This is a genomic window from Candidatus Arsenophonus phytopathogenicus, assembly GCF_056113345.1.
This window is the reverse complement of sequence record NZ_JBUIOB010000015.1, coordinates 50,509-70,927: the sequence shown is the minus strand read 5'-3', so window position 1 is coordinate 70,927 and position 20,419 is coordinate 50,509. Positions and strand designations below refer to the sequence as shown.

Here is a 20,419-nt window from a genome sequence, read left to right as displayed (position 1 = left end):
TGTATATAATAAAACATGTTGGCTTAACTAGTTGATAATTTTATTTTGCAGGTTAATCATCATTGGTTCGTAGCAACTCGATCAAATTTAACATATTGCGCCGTTAATTCCACAATGCGAACAATCGCATCAACTGCCTGCTGCATACCTTTTAAACAGATAAATTCATATTTACTATGAAAATTATATCCGCCAGTAAAAATATTAGGACAGGGTATGCCATAATCAGCTAACAATTCCCCATGGGTAATATCTCGATTCAGTTGCTCATTAGGTTTTATATAGCAGTCAATCATTGCTTGCTTGGCAATATCAATAACATGTGGATACTTGCAAACCACTTTAATTCATGTTGTAACAAATGTCATCAACCGACAATTCAATGTAACAATCAAGATGCAGATCTTTTCCCTGTTCTTCTGCAATTTAAAACATAGCTCGCTTACGTTTGGCAAAGTTTTGTTCATCAAAATCACAAATAATATAATTCATTTCAGTCTTTTCTACTGTGCCTTTAATACAACTCAGATGATAAAAACCTTGATCCATTATTGAATACGTTGCTATTTCTTGGCTTGGGATCTGATTATGAATGCGGGTAGCCAATGTTAAAGCATTTACCATACCCTCCTTGGAGCTCTCCTTTAGCATCCCTTTACCGATAATTTTTATCCTCACATTCGCGATATTAAAATTTTCATATTCAAGCCCATCAATCCCCCTACCAACCAAATTATAAGCCCACTGAGCATTAAATTTTTTTAAATCGATGTTATTTGCTCCGCGGCCTATTTTGGCATCAGGTGTAAACACAATATAAATGTCACCATGGGGAATATTTTGCTGTATTAGATGAGTTATCGCCGTCATAATTTCAGTAATACTGCCTTATTTTCTGCCCCTAATAACGTTTTATCATCACTAGTAATTATCGTTTTACCTATCATTTCATGCAAAATGGGAAACATTACTGGCGATAACATCGCATTGCCAATACCCAATGCGATATCACCGCCACGATAATTTTCAATCAGTTGTGGCTTAACATTTTTACCAACAAAATCGGGTGAAGTATCAAGATGGGAAATAAAGCAAATCGCAGGAACCGAATGTTCAATATTGGCAGGCAGCTTCGCCATTAAACAGCCGTTTTCTAGCAACTCGCTAGTAGAAACTCCTAGCTCTGTCAGTTCGGTCAATAATAACTTTGCTAATTTTGCCTGGTCTATACTGCTGGGCTTAGATTTAGTGTAGCTCTTTGATTGAGTATTAATCGCACTATATTCCCCAAAAACGCTCTAAAAGCCTATCCATTTCTCTTCCCCCAATGAGCTATTACCGCATTATGCGAAAGGAATTAATGACAATTATTGCGTCAATCAGTTTTAGCAGATATATTAATAAAATGCATTATTACTTAATCATACTTTGATCTCTGCAAGTAGCCCGCTAATATATTTTTCAACAATTTTTGTAGCAGCACCATAATGTTTTTCATCAAACTGGCTTTCAACCTGACTGGGTTCAAGATTCAATTCAACGGTATGTGCACCAGCAAGTTTAGCTTCATGTACAAACCCAGCGGGAGGATAAACATGTCCCGATGTACCAATTGCGACAAAAATATCCGCTGATGATAAAGCCTGATAAATCACCTCCATACCTAGTGGCATTTCACCAAACCAGACAATATGGGGACGCAAAGGTTGAGGAAATTGGCAACAGTGACAACGATCATCGGTTGTTAGATCTCCTTTCCATTCAATAACCTGACCTGATTGACAGCAGCGAGCTTTTAATAATTCACCATGCATATGAACAATGCGTCTATTACCCGCTTTTTCATGTAAGTTATCGATATTTTGCGTAACTAATAAAAAATTATCACCCAGGAAATGTTCTGAATTTTGCTAAAGCATGATGGGCTGCGTTGGGTTTTATATCCGCTTGCTGTAATTGATAACGACGCTGATTGTAAAAACGTTGTACTAATTCTGGATCTCTAACAAAACCTTCAGGTGTTGCAACATCTTCAACCCGATGTTCTTCCCATAAACCATACGTTGCGCGAAAAGTACGAATTCCAGACTCAGCTGAAATCCCGGCGCCGGTTAACACGACAACTTTTTTTATTTTCATCTTATCAATCAACTGTTTGTCTCGATAAAAAAGGCAACAACGAAATCTTTGTCGATGTAAGTTTTTCTTTTTACGTAACTTTCTAAGTCGGCAATAAAACCGAATCATTGGACAGTATCCTTTTTCATGCTAAACGACCCATTACTTTCAATCAAACCATCGCCTCTTTTAGATAATGACAGCAAAAACAACAACGGTTATTGCCCACTTAAAATTCGCGCCGGATCTATTTTTGTTGCCCGTTTAGCTGGATACCAACTTGCGAGTAAACTTAAAATTAATGTTGTTAACATGACATAAAATACATCGGTAATATGGAGCTCAGAGGGTAAAAAATCGATAAAATAAACATCACCTGATAAAATAGGATGACCAACAATACTTTCTATACATTTAATGATAGTCGTTAAATTTAGTGATATAAAAATCCCGACTAACATACCAATAAAACAACCAACCATTCCCGTTATTAATCCATACCATAAAAAAATAGCACGAATAAAACTATCTTTAGCACCGAGTGTTCTCAACACCGCAATATCGGTGCTTTTATCTTTCACTGCCATTACCAGCGTAGAGACAATATTAAAACAGGCAACACCAATTACCAAAATCATGGCCAGATACATGATGCCACGCACCATTTGAATATCGTTATACATGTAACCATAATCCGCTATCCAACTTTTAATAGTGACATAATGGCCAGTATTTATTCCAGCATCGTAAACCACTTTATTGGCAGCAAAAACATCATTCGCACTGATCTGAAAACCAGTAACACCATCACCATAGGCTAAATATTGCTGCGCATCTTGCAATGGCACAATTGCCAGCTGATGATCTAACATACCATTTAATTTGAATACGCCAATAACCGTGACACTAATTCGATTCGGTTGCTGAATACGTAATTTATCATCATGATTAGGGATCATGATGGTAATATGATCCCCAGGCGAAACTTTTAATGTTTCTGCCACACCTTGACCTAAAATAATTTCGTTATTACCTGGTTTTAATTTTTGCCAGGCATCATTCAAGATAAAATCAGGTAACGAACTAACTGATCGCTCTGACGATAAATCAACACCGGCTACCTGGATCGCCTTCAATGCGCTCCCCTTTTCAAGCAACCCAGTAAAATTAATATAAGGTGATACACCAACAACCCCTGGTGTTTGTCGAACCTTAGCTAAATCAGCTTGCCAATTTAAATAAGGCTGATTGACTGCCGCAATTTGTCCATGAGAGACAACTGAAAGTATGCGATTTTTTAATTCACGTTCAAAACCATTCATTGCACTTAAGCCAATAATCAACACTGCAACACCAAGCACAATACCCAGTGTAGAAATAATCGAGATCAATGAAACCAAACCAGCTCTTTTTTTACCTCGACTAAAACGAAGTGCAATTTTTAACGCCCGGGTAATTCCGCCATGATCATTGCACTCCCATTAAGCTCGGATCATCCTGTAAATAACCATCCCTCATTTCCAGCTGACGAGTTAAACAACCGGCAAGTCGCAAATCATGAGTCACAACTAAAAATGCCGTCCCTTTTTGGCGATTAAGATCCATTAATAAATCAAAAATGACATCTGCATTGTGTAAGTCCAAATTACCGGTCGGTTCATCCGCCAGTACTAAAGCAGGTTCATTAACAATTGCCCGAGCAATTGCAACTCGCTGCCGCTCACCGCCAGATAATTCAGCGGAGCGATGATTAACTCGATGCGATAAACCTACTGCTGCTAACATCTCACTCGCTTTTTGCTGCGCTTTCACACGTGTAATTCCGCCAATTAACAATGGCATCATTACATTTTCCAACGCAGTAAAATCTGGTAATAGATGATGAAATTGATAAATAAACCCCAACTTCTGATTGCGTAGTTCAGCTCTCCCATTGGTAGAAAGTGAGCTAATTTTTTTACCATCAAAAATGACATCACCGCTAGTTGGCGTATCTAATCCACCCAATAAATGCAGTAGCGTACTCTTGCCAGAGCCTGAACTACCCAGAATTGCCATCATTTCACTTTTTTTGATTGAAAAGGAGATATTTTTAAGTACATTAGTCGAAATTTTTCCATCTTGATAACATTTACAGAGGTCCTGGCAAACTAATAGCGGAGAATTATTCATAACGTAAAGCCTCTGCAGGTTGAACGGTGGCTGCACGCCAAGATGGATAAAGGGTAGCCAATAATGAGATAGCGATTGAAGAGAAAGCGATTAATATAATACGAGCAGAATCAATAAATATCGGTAATTCGATTCCTTTAGCCAACAAACCTAACATAGGCATTATTATATTAAGCTGACTTGCAATAAATAAACCTAATAATGTTCCAATGATGGTACCAATTATGCCTGCTCCTGCTCCCTGTAACATAAAAATAGCCATAATATGGCCTCGCTTTAAACCTAATGTTTGCAAAATTGCCACTTCAGACTGTTTTTCCATAACCAATAATGAAAGTGAAGTAACAATATTAAAGGCTGCTACTGCAATAATGAGACTCAACAATAATCCCATCATATTTTTTTCCATTCTCACTGCCTGAAAAAACTCACCCTTTCGTTCGCGCCAATCCTGCCATACCATACCTACTGGTAACGTCTGTTGACTCAAGCTATCAACGGATAAAGGTGCGTTAAGATAAAGACGCCAACCCGTAATATTACCGATCGGATAACGCATTAATCTTGCCGCGTCCTGTTGATTAACCAACAATTCGCTATTATCGGCTTCACCTTCGGTAGCAAAAAAGCCGGCTACTGTGAATAAACGCTGACTGGGTATTCTGCCTATCGGCGTAAGTTGACTAACACCTGGGACAATTAATCTCAATTCATCCCCCCTCTTTAGCTCAAGCTGTTCAGCCAATTTTACGCCTAAAATAACGTGGTAACTACCGGAATTTAATACTGAAGAATCAACATCTTGCAGATGATTTAACAAAGGCTCGATTGACTTTTCATTAACGCTAATCATGACCGCAACCCCCACATTTTGGCTGCTTTGCAATACAACATCACTTTCTACAATTGGGGCAATGCTTTCGATTCCTTCTAGATAGATTACATTTTTTGCTGGATATTGATTGGGATTGAGATTACCTTTAGGTGTCGTTAAAATAGCCTGTGGTATATATGCTAAAATGCTCTGCTGCAATGAACGTTCAAAACCATTCATAACAGCAGTGACGGTAATTAATGCCATAACGCCTAATGCAATGCCAATCGTAGATAAACTCGATACGAACCGACCAAATCGGTCGCCTGTTCGTCCACGCATGTAACGTAGACCAATATAAAAGATAACAGACTGAGACATGAAATCCGATATACCTCTGTTGCCAAAGCAAAGTGTTTGGCGATAATAAAGGGTAGCGTCACTGAATGGAAGCACCCTAAGCCAAAGTTTTACGATTTTTTATATCTAACTTAACAGATTAGACTATTTTTCGTTTGTTTTAGTGTCAACAAAACAAGTATTACAATTTCTATCAATGAGAATTAATTAATCCTTATGCCGGCAAAATATTATTACCAACTACCCAAAAAGCAAGGTGATACACGCCATTTGGGGTGTCTAATTGGCGCGGCAGCCGCTGTTGAGTGTGCTGATATTGTCGAACGCCATCAGGGTCTTGTCGTTTTGATCACTCAAGATACGCATAATGCCTTAAAATTATGTGATGAAATACAACAATTTTCGCAAAATTCAGTGACAATGCTTTCGGATTGGGAAACACTACCTTATGATAGTTTTTCACCACATCAAGAAATTATTTCTGCGCGCTTAGTCAATCTTTATCGACTACCAACCTTAACAAAAGGTTTGTTAATTGTTCCGGTTAATACATTAATGCAAAAAGTTTGCCCTGCTGATTTCCTAATCAGCAATGCACTGGTCATGCATAAAGGCGACAAACTCTCACGTGAAAATTTGCGTAACAATCTTGATAAAGTCGGTTACCGACATGTTGAACAAGTACTCGAACATGGTGAATATGCTACTCGTGGAGCGTTAATTGATCTCTTTCCAATGGGCAGCGATAATCCATATCGGATTGACTTTTTTGATGATGAAATTGATAGTTTAAGAACATTTGATATTGATAGGCAACTGACTATCAGCGAAGTTGAGCAGATAAATCTACTGCCCTCTCACGAATTCCCAACAGATGATAAAGCTATTGAGTTATTCCGTAGACAATGGCGTGAACATTTCGACGCACGGCGTGATCCTGAGCATATCTATCAACAAATTAGTAAAAAAATAATGCCAGCGGGAATTGAATATTGGCAGCCTCTTTTTTTCAATCAACCACTATCTTCTTTATTTGACTACTTCCCTGCTAATACTTTATTGATCACGCAAGATTTAGCCTCGGCGGCTAATAGATTTTGGGCTGACACTTATCAGCGCTATGAGAGCCGAAATGTTGATCCCATGCGTCCGCTACTACCGCCTGATACACTTTGGCTAAATAGCGAACAACTTAATCACGCGCTTAAAACTTGGCCACGAATCAAAATTTCAGTTGAACCGGTCAGTCAAAAAGAAGGCAACACTAACCTGCACTACTTAGCTTTACCTAATTTAAGTATCAGCCAGCAAAATAAAGCCCCACTTGACAAACTGGAGCAGTTCAGCAAAAATTTTGCTGGTCGAATTATTTTTTCTGCAGAAAGTGCCGGACGGCGTGAAACATTACTAGAGCTATTAACACGGATAAAAATCAACCCTTTTAAGATTAAAATGCTACGTGAAGCCAATAAGCCAGGCTTTTATATCACCATGGGGGCAGCTGAACAGGGTTTTACTAATCAGGATCAACAAATAGCTCTTATTTGTGAAAGCGATATTTTAAGTAAACGGGTTATTCAACGTCATACTGAACAACGTAAACCGATTAATACCGATTTATTGATCCGTAATCTGGCAGAGTTACGCCCCGGACAACCGGTTGTTCACCTTGAACATGGGGTTGGACGTTATCAAGGTTTAACCACTTTAGCCGCAGGCGGTATTCAAGCTGAGTACTTAATGCTGACTTATGCAGGCAATGATAAACTTTATGTTCCGGTTTCATCGCTAAATTTAATTAGCCGTTATAGTGGCGGCGGTGATGAAAGTGCACCACTACATAAATTAGGTGCTGATGTTTGGACTAAAGCGAAACAAAAAGCAGCTGAAAAAATTCGTGATGTGGCGGCAGAACTGTTAGATTTTCATGCTCAGCGTAGCATAAAGCCAGGTTTTGCTTTCAAGCACGATAAAATGCAGTATCAGCTTTTTTGCCAAGGTTTTCCCTTCGAAACAACCGTTGATCAAGAACAGGCAATTAATGCCGTTTTAAACGATATGTGTCAACCCATTGCCATGGATCGCTTAGTTTGTGGTGATGTCGGCTTTGGTAAAACTGAAGTAGCAATGCGAGCAGCATTCCTGGCAATAACCAATAATCAACAAGTTGCCGTGTTGGTACCTACAACGCTATTGGCGCAACAACACTTCGATAATTTTCGCGACCGTTTTGCAAACTGGCCAGTACGGATTGAAATGCTGTCACGCTTTCGTAGTAACAAAGAGCAGCAACAGATTATCAACGCAGCGGCTGAAGGAAAAGTGGATATCTTAATTGGTACCCATAAATTACTGCAAAATGATATCCGTTGGAAAACACTTGGGTTATTAATTGTTGATGAAGAGCATCGCTTCGGTGTTCGCCATAAAGAATTAATTAAATCGATGCGAGCTAATGTTGATATTCTAACATTAACGGCAACACCTATTCCTCGAACCCTTAATATGGCAATGAGTGGCATGCGTGATCTGTCGATTATTGCCACTCCGCCTTCTCGTCGATTATCGGTTAAAACTTTTGTTCGTCAATATGATGATTTAATTGTGCGGGAAGCTATTTTGCGTGAAATATTACGGGGTGAACAAGTTTACTATCTGTTTAATGATGTAAAATATATTGAGAAAGCCAAAGAGCGTTTGGAGTCGCTGGTACCTGAAGCGCGTTTTGTAATTGGTCATGGTCAAATGCGCGAAAGAGATCTGGAGCGGGTAATGACCGATTTCCATCGACAACGGTTCAATGTATTAATTTGCACCACCATTATTGAAACCGGAATCGATATTCCTACCGCTAATACTATTATTATTGAACGGGCGGATCATTTTGGTTTAACGCAATTACATCAATTGCGTGGCAGAGTTGGCCGCTCTTATCATCAAGCTTATGCTTATCTTTTAACACCACACCCGAAAGCTATGACGGCTGATGCGCAAAAACGGCTTGAAGCGATCGCAGCGCTAGAAGATCTTGGCGCTGGCTTTGCATTGGCTACTCATGATCTAGAAATTCGTGGTGCTGGCGAGTTGCTTGGTGAAGAACAAAGCGGACAGATGACCACCATCGGATTTACACTTTATATGGAACTGCTAGAAAACGCCGTTGAGGCTTTAAAGCAAGGTAAGGAGCCTTCTTTAGAAGAACTTACCAGCCAACAGACTGAAATTGAGTTAAGAATGGCGGTACTACTGCCGGATGACTATATTCCCGACGTAAATCTCCGATTATCGTTTTATAAAAGGATTGCCAGCGCCAAAAATGACAATGAGCTGGATGAGTTAAAAATTGAACTTATTGATCGTTTTGGTAGCCTGCCTGATGCAGGCAAGCAGTTACTGCAATCTACTGCCATCCGGATCCATGCACAAGCATTAGGCATTAAGCGAATAGAAGCTCATGAAAAAGGCGGATTCATTGAATTTAGTGAACAAAATAAAGTAAACGCAACTTTTCTTATCGCGTTACTGCAAAACTCAGCTGATATTTATCGGCTGGATGGGCCTAATAAATTGAAATTTGTTAAACTACTAATCAATTATACTGAAAGGCTTACTTTCGTCAGACAATTAATAACTGATTTTCAGTCACACCAAGTATAAATTAACTCATCGCTTCTTATTATGATTACAGTAAGAAGCGATGAGTTAATATCAAATTTGCTATTATTAATGGTGATCGGCATAAATTAATGTAATTTTAATCTAGGTCGAATAATACGATTAATACCACCCACTAACATCATCAATCCGGTTTTAATATAACCATGTAACGCTATTTGATGCATACGATAAAGTGAAATATAGACGATACGAGCGATTTTCCCTTCAACCATCATATCACCGCACACTAAATTTCCCATTAGGCTGCCAACTGTACTAAAACGAGACAATGAGACTAAAGAACCATGATCTTTATAGACATACTCTTGCAATGCTTTATGATCGAGTAATGCTAGGATATTTTTATAACACAAAGTGGCCATTTGATGTGCAGCTTGAGCGCGAGGAGGCACAAATCCACCCTCTTTTTTAGGACAAGATGCACAATCACCAATGGCAAAAATAGCATTATCGAACGTCGTTTGTAGTGTTGGTTTAACGACTAATTGGTTAATTCGATTGGTTTCCAAGCCACCAATTTGGTGCATAAAATCAAGTGCTTTAATACCCGCAGCCCAAACCATAAGATCGGCGTTAATTTTTTCTCCCGATTTAGTGTTAAGGCCATCTCTATCCGCACTAGTTACCATGGTCTGTGTTAAAACACGAACACCCCATTTGGTTAATTCATGATGTGCAGCTGTTGAGATCCGTACCGGTAATGCCGGTAAAATACGTTCTCCCGCCTCAACCAGGGTTACATTAAGCGCTTCCTTATCCAAGCCTTCAAAACCATAACTGGTTAATTGCTCAATAGCATTATAGAGTTCAGCAGAAAGTTCCACCCCAGTTGCGCCACCACCAACAATGGCGATATTAATCTTATCATCCGGTTTATGTCGCACCGAATAACTGAGAAATAAATTTAACATTTCGTCATGAAAACGATGTGCTTGCTGTGGGTTATCCAGGAAAATACAATGATCTTTTACTCCGGCGGTACCAAAATCATTAGACACACTGCCTAACGCCATCACTAAAATATCAAAATCTAATTGCCGCTCAGGAACTAATAATTGGCCTTCCTTATTATGTATCTCTGCAAGCGTAATAGTTTTATTTTCACGATTAATATTTGTCAAGCAACCTAATTGAAAATGAAAATAGTGATTACGGGCATGCGCCAAATAACTCAGAGCATCTACTCCATCATCTAAAGAGCCGGTCGCAACTTCATGCAGTAAAGGTTTCCATAAATGGCTTTGATTGCAATCAACTAATATAATCTCAGCTTTATTCTTACGTCCTAATTTATGCCCCAACTTGGTTGCGAGTTCTAATCCTCCCGCCCCACCACCGACAATAATAATCTTGGTTTTTGGCGTCATCATAACTAACCTATCCTAAAATAATTTTTTGTTATTTAAATAAATTTAACAATTAGCTTCAAATAGCATAATTTTTTTCAACAGAATAACATAGTTGATTATTTGGTCATACCTAAATTAATTAAAATCAATTTAGCTGGTTATTTTTACATCATTACTATTAATAATAAGTGAAACAAAATACTGCGATTATTTACAATAATCAATACTCGCTATCTAATTTCTATTTATCAATAATAGTGTTTATATGGTTGTCGCAACACTAAAATCTGCCTCAACATTAAAGCTAGATAGATAAGTGATTAAATCGATACTGCTATTTTCGCTTTTATTATCAAACGCAGCCATGAAATCAATTAAACCATTAATTTGTTCATTATTAAGCGGTTCATTACGTCCAATTCCAGCTTTAACAGTAATATTTTGGTACTCATAATCTTCAATCAATATGCCAGATAAGCTATCTGAAGAGAGATATGAGCGATTGCCGTTGTGATCAACAATCTGATAATCAGAGATCTTTTTATCCTGCAAAATAATGGTATCTTTGCCACCACTGTTAATAATTTTAATATGGCCATTAAGCTGATTAATGAAAATAATATTGTTACCTTTTTCTCCCTTAATAATATGCCCCCTTTGACTAATATCGGTGACAATATCATTACCATCACCGGCATCAAGTAATTTTTCATTCAGACGATAATCTAATGGCAACACAATAATATCATCTTGTTCTGTTGCCATTTGAATAGGATCCAATGGCTTAATAAAGTTGCCCTGTTCAGACAAAATTATATTAAATTTTTGCTGATTTTTATCCTGAATTAGAATATTTATTGATGCTAACTGCTGCCAACTTACAAATTTTATTCTAGCTATATCATTTTTTTTATCTTTATGTACCAGCTCATTATTTTCAAAAAAAAGTCATACCCACTATATTCAGCTAAATTAATTAATCTATCATTTTCAGTATAAAACTCACTTACTGTGCCATAATCAAAAGTAATATAAATAGCCACTAAATTAGGAATTGACATATCATTAATATAATAATGCTCTATACCTTTTGTCAGATGGAAATAGCTATTACTTTTTATATTATAAAAGTGGTTATCAAATTGATCTCCAGAAAACTTTGTTTCCACTGCCTCTAATGCGGTTTTCATTGGTCTAATATTATTTGGTAAGTAATATATTTTTTTATATTTCTCAAGGGTATTTTCTCGCAAATCAATACCAACATAATAAGATCTGGCCGCCTGACATGACGTTCAAACTTCTAACATACATAATCTCAAATAAAACATCTTGATAAGAGGTGGAATCCAACAATTGAGATAAATAAGGGGTTAATAAAAACCCATCCTGAGTAAGTATATTATATTGATGAGTTAAAAAACGTTTACCATCACTATGATAATTATAGGCATTTTTTAGTTTTATTTGAATAACACTTTTTGCTGTTTTATTCAGCTCAGATGAAGCATCTATTTCAATTTTCAAAATAATATCACTATTAATTAATTCAAGTGATTTTATTTCATCTAACTGATACTCCAGTCCGATAATAGATTCATAACTGTTACTCATTTCATCTATTACTACATATGAATTATAATTAAACAGACGATTAAATTTAAATCGCTGCTTTTGTGAGCTAGGATTGATAAAATTTGCTGTTCTGGGTGCCATTGATTATAAAAGCGATAGTCAGGTAAAATTTTTATATGATCGGTCCAGTTATAACGTTGAATAACATACCAATCAACGCCGTTAGCATAGCCCTTTGTTAATAAAAGGGTATCATTACCGTCCTTGCCATATAAAATTACATACCCATTACCACCTGCTAAAATATTATCTTTGGCATTACCAATGATAATATTATGTACTTTATTCGGCCCACTGGCATTTTCTAAGTTATTAATAGATGCAACAAGTTGCGAAGTATTGTTACTACTACTAACAAAACTTGTTATTCTATGACAAGAATAGTCAAAAGTGCGAAAAGGTCGCGTTAAATATTTTACGGTACTATTTTCTAAATCAATATAACAACCACGAAAACTGGTATTATTATAAATAGAAAAATCTGGCTCTATAAGACCAACATTTTGTTGAATAGCTAATGTATTAACAATACTATCATTACCATCTTTACCGTAAAGATATTTTATTTTATTAATTTCAAATTGCTTATTATTAAAGATAAAAATATCATCGCCATTACTTGTATTAAAACTTATGCCAGAAATATAAGCCTTGTTATAGGTATTTCTAAAAAAACTTACAGCATAATCATAGGAGTGTGTTAATCTAGGCCACAATGATGTTGTATAAATGACCATTAATTTTTGACTATTCGATGTAAACAATTTATGCCTATTAGAATAAGTGTCAGCAAAATCTAAAAATATATTATCTGTATTTTCCTCTAATAAGATCGTATCATTAGTCGCGATTTGTGAATGTGGAATATATTCTTTAATTTTGACAGGCTCAATATCATAACGGTCTGGAAATTGCTGCAAAATTAATCTGACTTCCTGTTCGGCAAAACGCCTTTTATTCTGCTCTATCTCATGATCAATAGCCTCATTTATCCATAAAGTAATGGCTGAATTTGAAAATATATTGAGATGTTTTGCTATCATATGATGTTCAATATCTTGATAGGCCAGATATTTATTTGTCTGTTTATCTTTTAAATGAAAATAAGGTAACTCTTCTGTTTGCTGTATTTCGTCAATATAAAAATATAAAGTATAATCAAATGGTTGTAATTGAAATTGATTGCGCTGTTTTTCAAATAATGCTTGTTTAAAACTATCTGCTACCTGATATTACTGTAATTTATTTTGTATCGCATAAGTTAGATTCAGTCCCAAAGCCGCTCTTAGACCAGTTTCAAATTCTTCCCTTGAAGTTAATTCAATTTTTTTTAATTTTTGCTACTGTTCGTACCGAATTATAGGTCATTCCCTCCAACATTAAACTGGCACCAAACGCAATACCAATCGGGCCTGCTGCTGAACCAGCAAAAATAGCCAACGCGGTACCAAGTCCGACACCCGCTCCCAGTACAGATAACATGCCATTGATAATCAGATCTTGACGTATAACAGGATCTCGTTCGGTCTTTAATTGGCTAAAACTATCATAAGCATAATAAATATCAAATCCCGCCGCCATCGCATTTAAAAAAATGACCGCCCGGCCAGTAAAAGTACCTGCCTCTCGATAAGAGCCAGTTATTTTATAAGCGCTTTTTAATAACAGAGGTTGCAAAATATCAGTGCTAAAATTAGCTGCTTCAGCACTCCAAGCAATGGCGATATTTTTACTTATTTCAGGCCGCTGCTGATCATTAAATTCTGTAGACTGTTGCTCTGCTAACATCGTGTGGGTAGAGTTAATCAATTGAAACAGACCAATAGCCTGAGTACCATAACCAATTTTATTCATCATGCGAGCATAACGAGGCAATTTGACACTATTTTATCGTAAACCTGGCCAAAGAGTCTTATCTGGGTTATGTTCAATAGCGGATAATCTTTCTAATAATAGTGCTGATGAAGCCAGATCCTGTTCATTAGTTAACAATTGACTCTTTGATGCGACTCGATTTAATTGTTGGTTAATTCGCTCACCAGCTTTAAATTCTCCTTCGAACCATTCGCAAAAGTTAAATAATCATTAAGTTGCTGAACATCGAATGTCAATTTATCGCTATTGTTAGCTAATAGCCTGGTTGATTGCTCTGTCACTGGCTGATTATCAATCTGTGCGCCAGCTTGTTGTAAGGTTGCTAATTGAATATGGGTGGCACCCGTTTTTACTATTGATGGTTACTCAACAACCGGGGATTTATCAGGCAATTGGGTAATTAGTGAACTAATTTTAGTTTTTATCTCCTGAGTAACTTCAAGACGATAAATATCAAATTTAAATTGACCTTCAGCGGTTTTTTTCTATGCCGATTTCAGCAGCTCTGGTGGTTTTATTTTTTACAATAAAATTTTTCGGCAAATCTACCGTTAAATAATCAGTTAATCCTCTATATATTGCAGCTGAAAGATCCAGCTTATTTTGTCCACTAAATACAATTTCGCCACCTTTTGCATCAAATAACGCATATTGATAACCGTTATTTTGCTGAGTGATGACTAAAGTGAATACAGAATTACCCCCTTTTAGTTGGTAAGTACCTATTTCTGCCACCGGTAACCAGTGTTCAAAGGATGGCGTAGTCATCAATTGAGTTATATTACCAGCCACATCTTGTCGTTTAATATATTGGAAAACCTGCTCGTATTGTTGCAGAAAATAGCCTTCTTCGGTAGAAAGTGAATTTATCAAACGTTGTTTATGTAATTTACGATGATATACCAGTAATTGATGAATATTATCATTAGCATCAAGCGGAAAGCTGCTGTACATTATACCTAAAGTCGCCTCGATATTAGCGGCAAAAATATTACTGTCATGTAATAAAAAAATCATGTGAAAACAATCTCATTTGTCCATCAATATCAGCACTACGACTGATTTTCTGTTTTAATTGGCTGAAATTGATAAATAAACGACGATGCCAGTGATCACTTTTCTCTAATGCAGGCGTAAAGATAATCCTTCAAGCCCACTTTCTGCAGAAAGTCCTATCAGATCACCTAATGAGATTTGTAAACGTATATATTCTGGAAAATTAGCCACTAAAGACAGGATTTCGCCCTCAGGCACGTGATTTTAGCCTAAAGGAAAATATTGTTTTAATATCCAACGTGACTGATCACTTAAATTATGCAACACACTTTGATCGCAATTTATTGCATCCGGTAATGAGGATAATTCATGCGCTTGTTGCCATAAGGATAATTGTGTATCTTTAATAAAAATTAGCTGCCAATTAGCCATTGCGTTGGTGAAAATATGCTGATTTTGTCCAAAATAATTATTCACTTTTTTACTAATAATAGGATCATAAAACACTTGTTTTAGTTTATTAATATCAATACCGTTTCGTTCATTAGCAAAATAGTTTTGTAAATAAAAAGAATATTCTGACGCTGCCTGCCAAACAGGCACCTCTTTCAGTGCAATACTCATTAATAAGGATTGAGTAATAGGAATACCATTTAACAAAATTTGTTTTGTGGCAGAGTCATAACGACAGTTAATAAAACTAGCATTGTGATTTAATAAATTCTCATTAACCAAAAAACCTTTACGCTGGGTATAAAATGTTATTATTGTATCAATAGCGGTAGCAGAAAGCTGTTTTGCAACCCCCGATGCAATCCAATTAGCATTATCAGGACTAGTATTTTGACCCGTAGTGGTAGTGCTAAAAATGCAGACTTCCTGTGGGTTATCCAGCACAAATTTTTCTTTTAAGGTTAATAAAGCTTTTGCCAACAAATGTGAATCCAAACCACTAAATTTTTCTCCTGTTAGTGAAACATGTCCTAATAAAAACCAATCTTGCTCATTTTGCTGTTGAAATGCCAGCTAATTTTCCATGTTCAATAAAATATTGTTTTCTTTTAGCATCAACCTGAATAATTAAAGTATTATTTGGATCTAACGTCGCAATCAATTCAGCTTGCTGACGAGCCTTATCATCACCAGAAAACCTAAATATAATATTTTTTATCGTCACTATTGGTACATGGCTGTTACTTTCAACGATAAAATTTACATTAACTTTGCGCCAGACAGGAACTTCATTTATCTGCTTTGCAATTATTTTATCTAATAAAACTTGACTATTAAAAATAAAATTATTACTGACAACTTCATAATGATAGGCTTTAAAAATATTATAAGCTTCATTCTCATAACTAACTAATTTTATTAAATCAATATTTAAATTACCTTCGTTATCTGAAAAATATTTTTTTAAATAAAACTCATTTTCTGATAATATAGAATTTACCAAGTCATTATTATTTCCTAAGTAATCTAAAATTGAAAAAATATAATCCTATTCATTAATATAAATAGTGTTTGATAAACGATGATATTGATATTTTTTGTTATATAATGCTATATGCTGGATATTACTTGCTAAAAACCCAACTTTTATCACTCTATGACCTGAATCAGAAATATAAACATTTTTTGTATACGCAGAAGTTGTTGCATCAAATTGCCAATCCCACAATGCGCGGCTTAGCTTAAGCCCGTTATCTTCTATAATATTATCACTTGCAAGCTTACAGCCGACAAAAATGATTTTTTAGGCTCATGGTGCTCAAATACAGTTTGTTTTAATTTTTTAAACTCTCGGCAAAAGCAGCTGGCTCCATACGGTTAAAATAAGAACCATGGGCAACAACCAGCCAACGTACATTATCTCATTTTCCCAACTCAGCTGAATTATATTTAATTCGATACTGATTACTTTCCATATCATAATAAATAATCGTTGTTTGAGAGGCATGTTTATTTTTTTAATTTTTCAACCGCATCAGCTACAATAGCATCATTTTAAATTTGGATGATAATAGTATATTGTCGACTTAACGCTGAATCAGATAATAATTGACTGTCAACTGCTACATGACTATTTGGGTCGTTTGTGTTGCCATGTTCGACAAAAATAAAATCATCGACTTTTTTGATTAAATAAGGCGATTTTTTTTGATTTTTGATTTCAGATAAATGATCAGGAATGGTATCGAATAGGTGGTATCAGTAACTGCCTTTCCTTCCATCCATTCTAATAGTAACCAGTCATTATTAGCTCCGAGTACCCTCGGAGCAGCAATAAATTGAGTATGCTGGTGTAATATTTTACGCTCTTTTTGCCGGTTCATACCTAATAAGCGCTGATCTTTTCCGGCAAAACGCGCAATCAATTTAATATTGGCAGTTGCTTCAGCGTAAAAACTTCCACCGTTCGCTCCTGATAATGCCTTAATTCGCCACTTATCACTGGTTATTGCCGGATATTTTTGTAATAACAAGTTAATAAGTGTTTTCTTTTTATTCAATGCGATTTGATCCCGACCAGAGGATCTCACCCGTTTGTGCTGCCATTAGCTGCATTTCAATTTCACTTTGCTGTTGATTGCCCGAAATGACCGAATAAAGCACATAGTCAGCTTGCACATAACGCGCTAGGCCGATGGCCTTACTCCGCGTAACTAAACTGTCTTCCTGAGATAAGCCCAGTGCTTTACGTGCATTTGCCACCACATCTTGTGGAACTAATTTGAATACATTTTGGTTATTAACGGCATCAATAATCGCATCGGTTGCTTGCATTGATTGAATTGACATATTGGTATTATTTTTTATTGAATCAATTAATAACACCTTGCCTGACTCAACCCCTTGAGCTTGTACCAATTGATGGGCTAAAGGAATCACTGCTGTTGCCCAATCTGCTGTTTTTACCTTTGGTAGCTGCGGTACAGTATCTGGAGACGTTGGTGTTGTTGGTTGTTCGGTAGGCTCAGTCGGTTCGATTGTAATAACAGGTGCTGGTTTTTTACTCGTTATCGATGAACAACCAACTAATATGAATGTCACAACCATAAGTTGAAAAATACGTCTCATTTACTCTTCTCCTGTGTACCTTTAATTGCGAGGTAAACTGAATAACAAAGCCTGCGCCAAAATACCAATTTAAATTGCTTTATAATTAAATATTAACCAAAAAATTACTTTTGTCTTTCTAATAACAAATCAACAAAATAACGGTACAAAATTTATCTATCTATCTTTTTTGTTAATAACGGTCCTAAAGGATGACCTCCCACTAAATGCATATGAATATGGAAAACTTCCTGGCCGGAATGTTGGTTACAATTCATAATTAAACGGTAACCATCATCAGCAATGTTTTCCTGCTTAGCAATCTTTGCCGCAACCGTAATCATGTGGCCTAACGTTTGTTCATGCTCAGGTTTTACATCATTGATAGTGGCGATAAAAATATTAGGAATAATTAAAATATGGGCCGGAGCCTGTGGTTCAATATCCCTAAACGCCGTCACTAAATCATCTTGATAAACAATATCAGCGGGGATTTCGCGGCGAATAATTTTACTAAAAATCGTTTCTGCTGCCATAATTTCATCCTTTAAATTTTTATGAAGATGCCAGTGTTTTAATCACGTTTAATGGTTAAATGAAAAAGATCACAAAAATTTTGTGTCGTAGCTCGCGCAATTTCTTCAATATCTATACCTTTTAATTGGGCTAAAAACTGTGCTACATCTCTTACATATGCGGGTTGATTTTCTTGGCCGCGATGGGGAACAGGCGCCAGGTAAGGAGCATCAGTTTCAATTAAAATACGATCTAAAGGCACCATACGCGCAGCCTGGCGGATCTGTTCGGCATTACGAAATGTCACTATACCGGAAAGTGAGATATAAAGCCCTAAATCTAATAATGCTTTAGCCATCTGCTCATCTTCCGTGAAACAGTGTAAAACCCCACCGCAATTACCCACCTGTTCTTCTTTCAATATCGCTAATGTGTCTTGCTGGGCTGCTCGTGTATGGACAATAACAGGTTTGTTTAATTGACAACCTATACGAATATGTTGACGAAAAGATGTTTGTTGCAATTTAGCATTTTCACTTTGGTAGTGATAATCCAAACCTGTTTCACCTAACGCAACAACTTCATCGCCTGACGCTAAACCTGCCAGCTCATCAAAATCATTACCTTGATTGAGATCTAGCGGATGTATACCACAAGAAAAGGCCACATTGTTACGCTGACCAATCTGCTTTTTCATGCTAATAAAACCTGGCAGGGTTGTTGCAACAGCCAAAATATATTTTACCTCATTAGCCGCTGCTTTTACGATAACATCATCGATATCTTTATGTTTATTCTTATAATCTAAACAATCGAGATGACAGTGTGAATCCACTAAAAACATAATAAACTCTTTTAATTATGGTGATGAAGTGTGTTTTGCCAGTTGATTAACTGAGATGTCAATCGTAGTTCCTGATTCAATCCCATCACTGACATTAATTGATAGCGACAATTTTGCCATTCAGTAGCGCTCTTCAATAAGATGTCTACAGAGTTGATGTCAGCCAATTTAGTAATTAATGATGACTGATCTTGATTGACACAATAATTACCCGCTTGCTGTTGATATTTTACTGCATCCAACAATAGGCTTATCAGCCAGCTGATCCGACAAGCAGCGTCTGGCTGATCCAATTCAGGTAACCAGTTTAAAAGTGTCTTTGTTGATAAATGTTGCATTAATGATTGGCAAAATTGCTTTCTTTTCAACCAATTATCCGGCTGTAACAGTGTTAAAGCTGCAAGAGGCGCACCCGCATTCAGTTTTATTGCTGTTTCAATATCAACTTGCGCTAACGATATTGTTTGTTTTTGTAGCCAAGAAATCGCGGTTTTACACTCAGGTACTGAAAGGTAATAATAAAAACATCGACTACGTAACGTGGCTAGCAATGAAGCTGGATCTCGACACTCTAAAAAAAAATAGGTATTGTCTGTCGGCTCTTCTAAAGTTTTCAATAATGCGTTGCTAGCCGCTTCTGTTAGTGCTTCCACCGCAGGAAACCAAATAACTTTCGCACCACCTTGTTGTGCATGGCTAACTAAAAAGTCAGTTAAACAACGAATACTTTCAATACCTATCGTATTTTTACCTTTGTCAGCGGTAATTTTATGCCAGTCAGGATGTGTCCCTGCTAACATCAGTTGACAGCTCTGACAACTACCACAGCTTTTCATGCCCGCTGGTTGTTGGCACATCAGCCAGCGACTAATAGCATAAATGAGTGAATCACTTCCGATTCCAGCATTAGCATGTAATAGCAATGCATGATGTCCTTGCTTCTTCTGATGGAAAGCAATTATCTGTCTATATGCATGATTTAACCATGGATACCAGTTCATT

General features: G+C 36.5%; 19 protein-coding genes and 2 pseudogenes. 1 reads left to right on the top strand and 20 read right to left on the bottom strand.

The annotated features are described in order from the left end of the window. Positions 1-59 precede the first annotated feature (59 nt). The 5 genes and pseudogenes from pepT to lolC form a co-directional block, all read right to left on the bottom strand. Positions 60-1,314 (bottom strand): annotated as a pseudogene (gene pepT, locus AC01GB_RS02615) (peptidase T). 107 nt (positions 1,315-1,421) lie between these two features. Beyond that, positions 1,422-2,244, bottom strand: a pseudogene (gene cobB, locus AC01GB_RS02610) (Sir2 family NAD+-dependent deacetylase). A 92-nt stretch (positions 2,245-2,336) separates the two neighbouring features. After that, the gene (gene lolE / locus AC01GB_RS02605; protein ID WP_474450195.1) at positions 2,337-3,518 is read right to left on the bottom strand and encodes a lipoprotein-releasing ABC transporter permease subunit LolE; all 1,182 of its coding nucleotides are present in this window, start codon (positions 3,516-3,518) and stop codon (positions 2,337-2,339) included. 67 nt (positions 3,519-3,585) lie between these two features. Then, positions 3,586-4,290, bottom strand: coding sequence for a lipoprotein-releasing ABC transporter ATP-binding protein LolD (gene lolD, locus AC01GB_RS02600; protein WP_474450193.1), 705 nt, complete (start codon positions 4,288-4,290; stop codon positions 3,586-3,588). After that, positions 4,283-5,485 carry a lipoprotein-releasing ABC transporter permease subunit LolC gene (gene lolC, locus AC01GB_RS02595; RefSeq protein WP_474450192.1) on the bottom strand — a complete coding sequence of 401 codons (1,203 nt, stop codon included), beginning with the start codon at positions 5,483-5,485 and terminating at the stop codon, positions 4,283-4,285. Before lolC ends, lolD begins: the two co-directional genes overlap by 8 nt. 195 nt (positions 5,486-5,680) lie before the next feature. Between lolC and mfd the strand changes: the two genes are divergently transcribed. Then, entirely contained in the window at positions 5,681-9,121 is a 3,441-nt protein-coding gene (gene mfd, locus AC01GB_RS02590; protein ID WP_474450189.1) for a transcription-repair coupling factor, read from the top strand. 86 nt (positions 9,122-9,207) lie between these two features. On the opposite strand, the gene AC01GB_RS02585 is transcribed toward mfd, so the two are convergent. The 15 genes from AC01GB_RS02585 to holB all read right to left on the bottom strand — a co-directional run bounded on the left by AC01GB_RS02585 (position 9,208) and on the right by holB (position 20,418). Then, positions 9,208-10,512 (bottom strand): NAD(P)/FAD-dependent oxidoreductase, encoded by a 1,305-nt coding sequence (locus AC01GB_RS02585; protein ID WP_474450186.1) that lies wholly within the window; start codon positions 10,510-10,512, stop codon positions 9,208-9,210. A gap of 240 nt (positions 10,513-10,752) precedes the next feature. Continuing rightward, positions 10,753-11,256, bottom strand: coding sequence for a hypothetical protein (locus AC01GB_RS02580; protein ID WP_474450184.1), 504 nt, complete (start codon positions 11,254-11,256; stop codon positions 10,753-10,755). A gap of 131 nt (positions 11,257-11,387) precedes the next feature. Further along, positions 11,388-11,744 (bottom strand): hypothetical protein, encoded by a 357-nt coding sequence (locus AC01GB_RS02575; protein WP_474450183.1) that lies wholly within the window; start codon positions 11,742-11,744, stop codon positions 11,388-11,390. 1 nt (position 11,745) lies between these two features. Further along, a complete protein-coding gene (locus AC01GB_RS02570; RefSeq protein ID WP_474450182.1) occupies positions 11,746-12,105 on the bottom strand; it encodes a hypothetical protein in 360 nt (119 codons plus the stop codon). Positions 12,106-12,116: 11 nt separating this feature from the next. Then, positions 12,117-13,169: a hypothetical protein gene (locus tag AC01GB_RS02565; RefSeq protein WP_474450179.1), complete on the bottom strand. Its 1,053-nt coding sequence runs from the start codon at positions 13,167-13,169 to the stop codon at positions 12,117-12,119. A 277-nt stretch (positions 13,170-13,446) separates the two neighbouring features. Beyond that, a complete protein-coding gene (locus AC01GB_RS02560; protein WP_474450177.1) occupies positions 13,447-14,001 on the bottom strand; it encodes a hypothetical protein in 555 nt (184 codons plus the stop codon). A gap of 471 nt (positions 14,002-14,472) precedes the next feature. Next, positions 14,473-15,018, bottom strand: a complete 546-nt coding sequence (locus AC01GB_RS02555) for a hypothetical protein (protein WP_474450175.1) — start codon at positions 15,016-15,018, stop codon at positions 14,473-14,475. Between the two features lie 105 nt (positions 15,019-15,123). Further along, positions 15,124-15,255, bottom strand: coding sequence for a hypothetical protein (locus AC01GB_RS02550; protein WP_474450172.1), 132 nt, complete (start codon positions 15,253-15,255; stop codon positions 15,124-15,126). Between the two features lie 6 nt (positions 15,256-15,261). Further along, the gene (locus AC01GB_RS02545; RefSeq protein WP_474450170.1) at positions 15,262-15,945 is read right to left on the bottom strand and encodes a hypothetical protein; all 684 of its coding nucleotides are present in this window, start codon (positions 15,943-15,945) and stop codon (positions 15,262-15,264) included. Between the two features lie 55 nt (positions 15,946-16,000). Then, positions 16,001-16,453, bottom strand: coding sequence for a hypothetical protein (locus AC01GB_RS02540; protein ID WP_474450168.1), 453 nt, complete (start codon positions 16,451-16,453; stop codon positions 16,001-16,003). Positions 16,454-17,138: 685 nt separating this feature from the next. After that, the gene (locus tag AC01GB_RS02535; protein ID WP_474450166.1) at positions 17,139-17,510 is read right to left on the bottom strand and encodes a protein kinase family protein; all 372 of its coding nucleotides are present in this window, start codon (positions 17,508-17,510) and stop codon (positions 17,139-17,141) included. Continuing rightward, the gene (lpoB, locus tag AC01GB_RS02530) at positions 17,503-18,078 is read right to left on the bottom strand and encodes a penicillin-binding protein activator LpoB (RefSeq protein WP_474450165.1); all 576 of its coding nucleotides are present in this window, start codon (positions 18,076-18,078) and stop codon (positions 17,503-17,505) included. The genes AC01GB_RS02535 and lpoB overlap by 8 nt, the downstream gene beginning before the upstream one ends. Positions 18,079-18,230: 152 nt before the next feature. Next, complete coding sequence (hinT, locus tag AC01GB_RS02525; RefSeq protein WP_474450163.1) at positions 18,231-18,593, bottom strand: purine nucleoside phosphoramidase; 363 nt, start codon at positions 18,591-18,593, stop codon at positions 18,231-18,233. A gap of 38 nt (positions 18,594-18,631) precedes the next feature. Then, on the bottom strand, positions 18,632-19,417 hold the full coding sequence (locus tag AC01GB_RS02520) for a metal-dependent hydrolase (RefSeq protein ID WP_474450161.1): 786 nt from the start codon (positions 19,415-19,417) through the stop codon (positions 18,632-18,634). A gap of 11 nt (positions 19,418-19,428) precedes the next feature. Then, on the bottom strand, positions 19,429-20,418 hold the full coding sequence (gene holB, locus AC01GB_RS02515; RefSeq protein ID WP_474450159.1) for a DNA polymerase III subunit delta': 990 nt from the start codon (positions 20,416-20,418) through the stop codon (positions 19,429-19,431). Between the last annotated feature and the right edge of the window lies 1 nt (position 20,419).

Excerpts from the sequence above, each read along its gene's own strand:
- lolD (WP_474450193.1), bottom strand. The coding sequence starts at position 4,290 with ATGAATAATTCTCCGCTATTAGTTTGCCAGGACCTCTGTAAATGTTAT.
- lolC (WP_474450192.1), bottom strand. The coding sequence starts at position 5,485 with ATGTCTCAGTCTGTTATCTTTTATATTGGTCTACGTTACATGCGTGGA.
- mfd (WP_474450189.1), top strand. The coding sequence starts at position 5,681 with ATGCCGGCAAAATATTATTACCAACTACCCAAAAAGCAAGGTGATACA.
- AC01GB_RS02585 (WP_474450186.1), bottom strand. The coding sequence starts at position 10,512 with ATGATGACGCCAAAAACCAAGATTATTATTGTCGGTGGTGGGGCGGGA.
- AC01GB_RS02580 (WP_474450184.1), bottom strand. The coding sequence starts at position 11,256 with ATGGCAACAGAACAAGATGATATTATTGTGTTGCCATTAGATTATCGT.
- AC01GB_RS02570 (WP_474450182.1), bottom strand. The coding sequence starts at position 12,105 with ATGAGTAACAGTTATGAATCTATTATCGGACTGGAGTATCAGTTAGAT.
- AC01GB_RS02565 (WP_474450179.1), bottom strand. The coding sequence starts at position 13,169 with ATGATAGCAAAACATCTCAATATATTTTCAAATTCAGCCATTACTTTA.
- AC01GB_RS02555 (WP_474450175.1), bottom strand. The coding sequence starts at position 15,018 with ATGATTTTTTTATTACATGACAGTAATATTTTTGCCGCTAATATCGAG.
- lpoB (WP_474450165.1), bottom strand. The coding sequence starts at position 18,078 with ATGAGACGTATTTTTCAACTTATGGTTGTGACATTCATATTAGTTGGT.
- hinT (WP_474450163.1), bottom strand. The coding sequence starts at position 18,593 with ATGGCAGCAGAAACGATTTTTAGTAAAATTATTCGCCGCGAAATCCCC.
- AC01GB_RS02520 (WP_474450161.1), bottom strand. The coding sequence starts at position 19,417 with ATGTTTTTAGTGGATTCACACTGTCATCTCGATTGTTTAGATTATAAG.
- holB (WP_474450159.1), bottom strand. The coding sequence starts at position 20,418 with ATGAACTGGTATCCATGGTTAAATCATGCATATAGACAGATAATTGCT.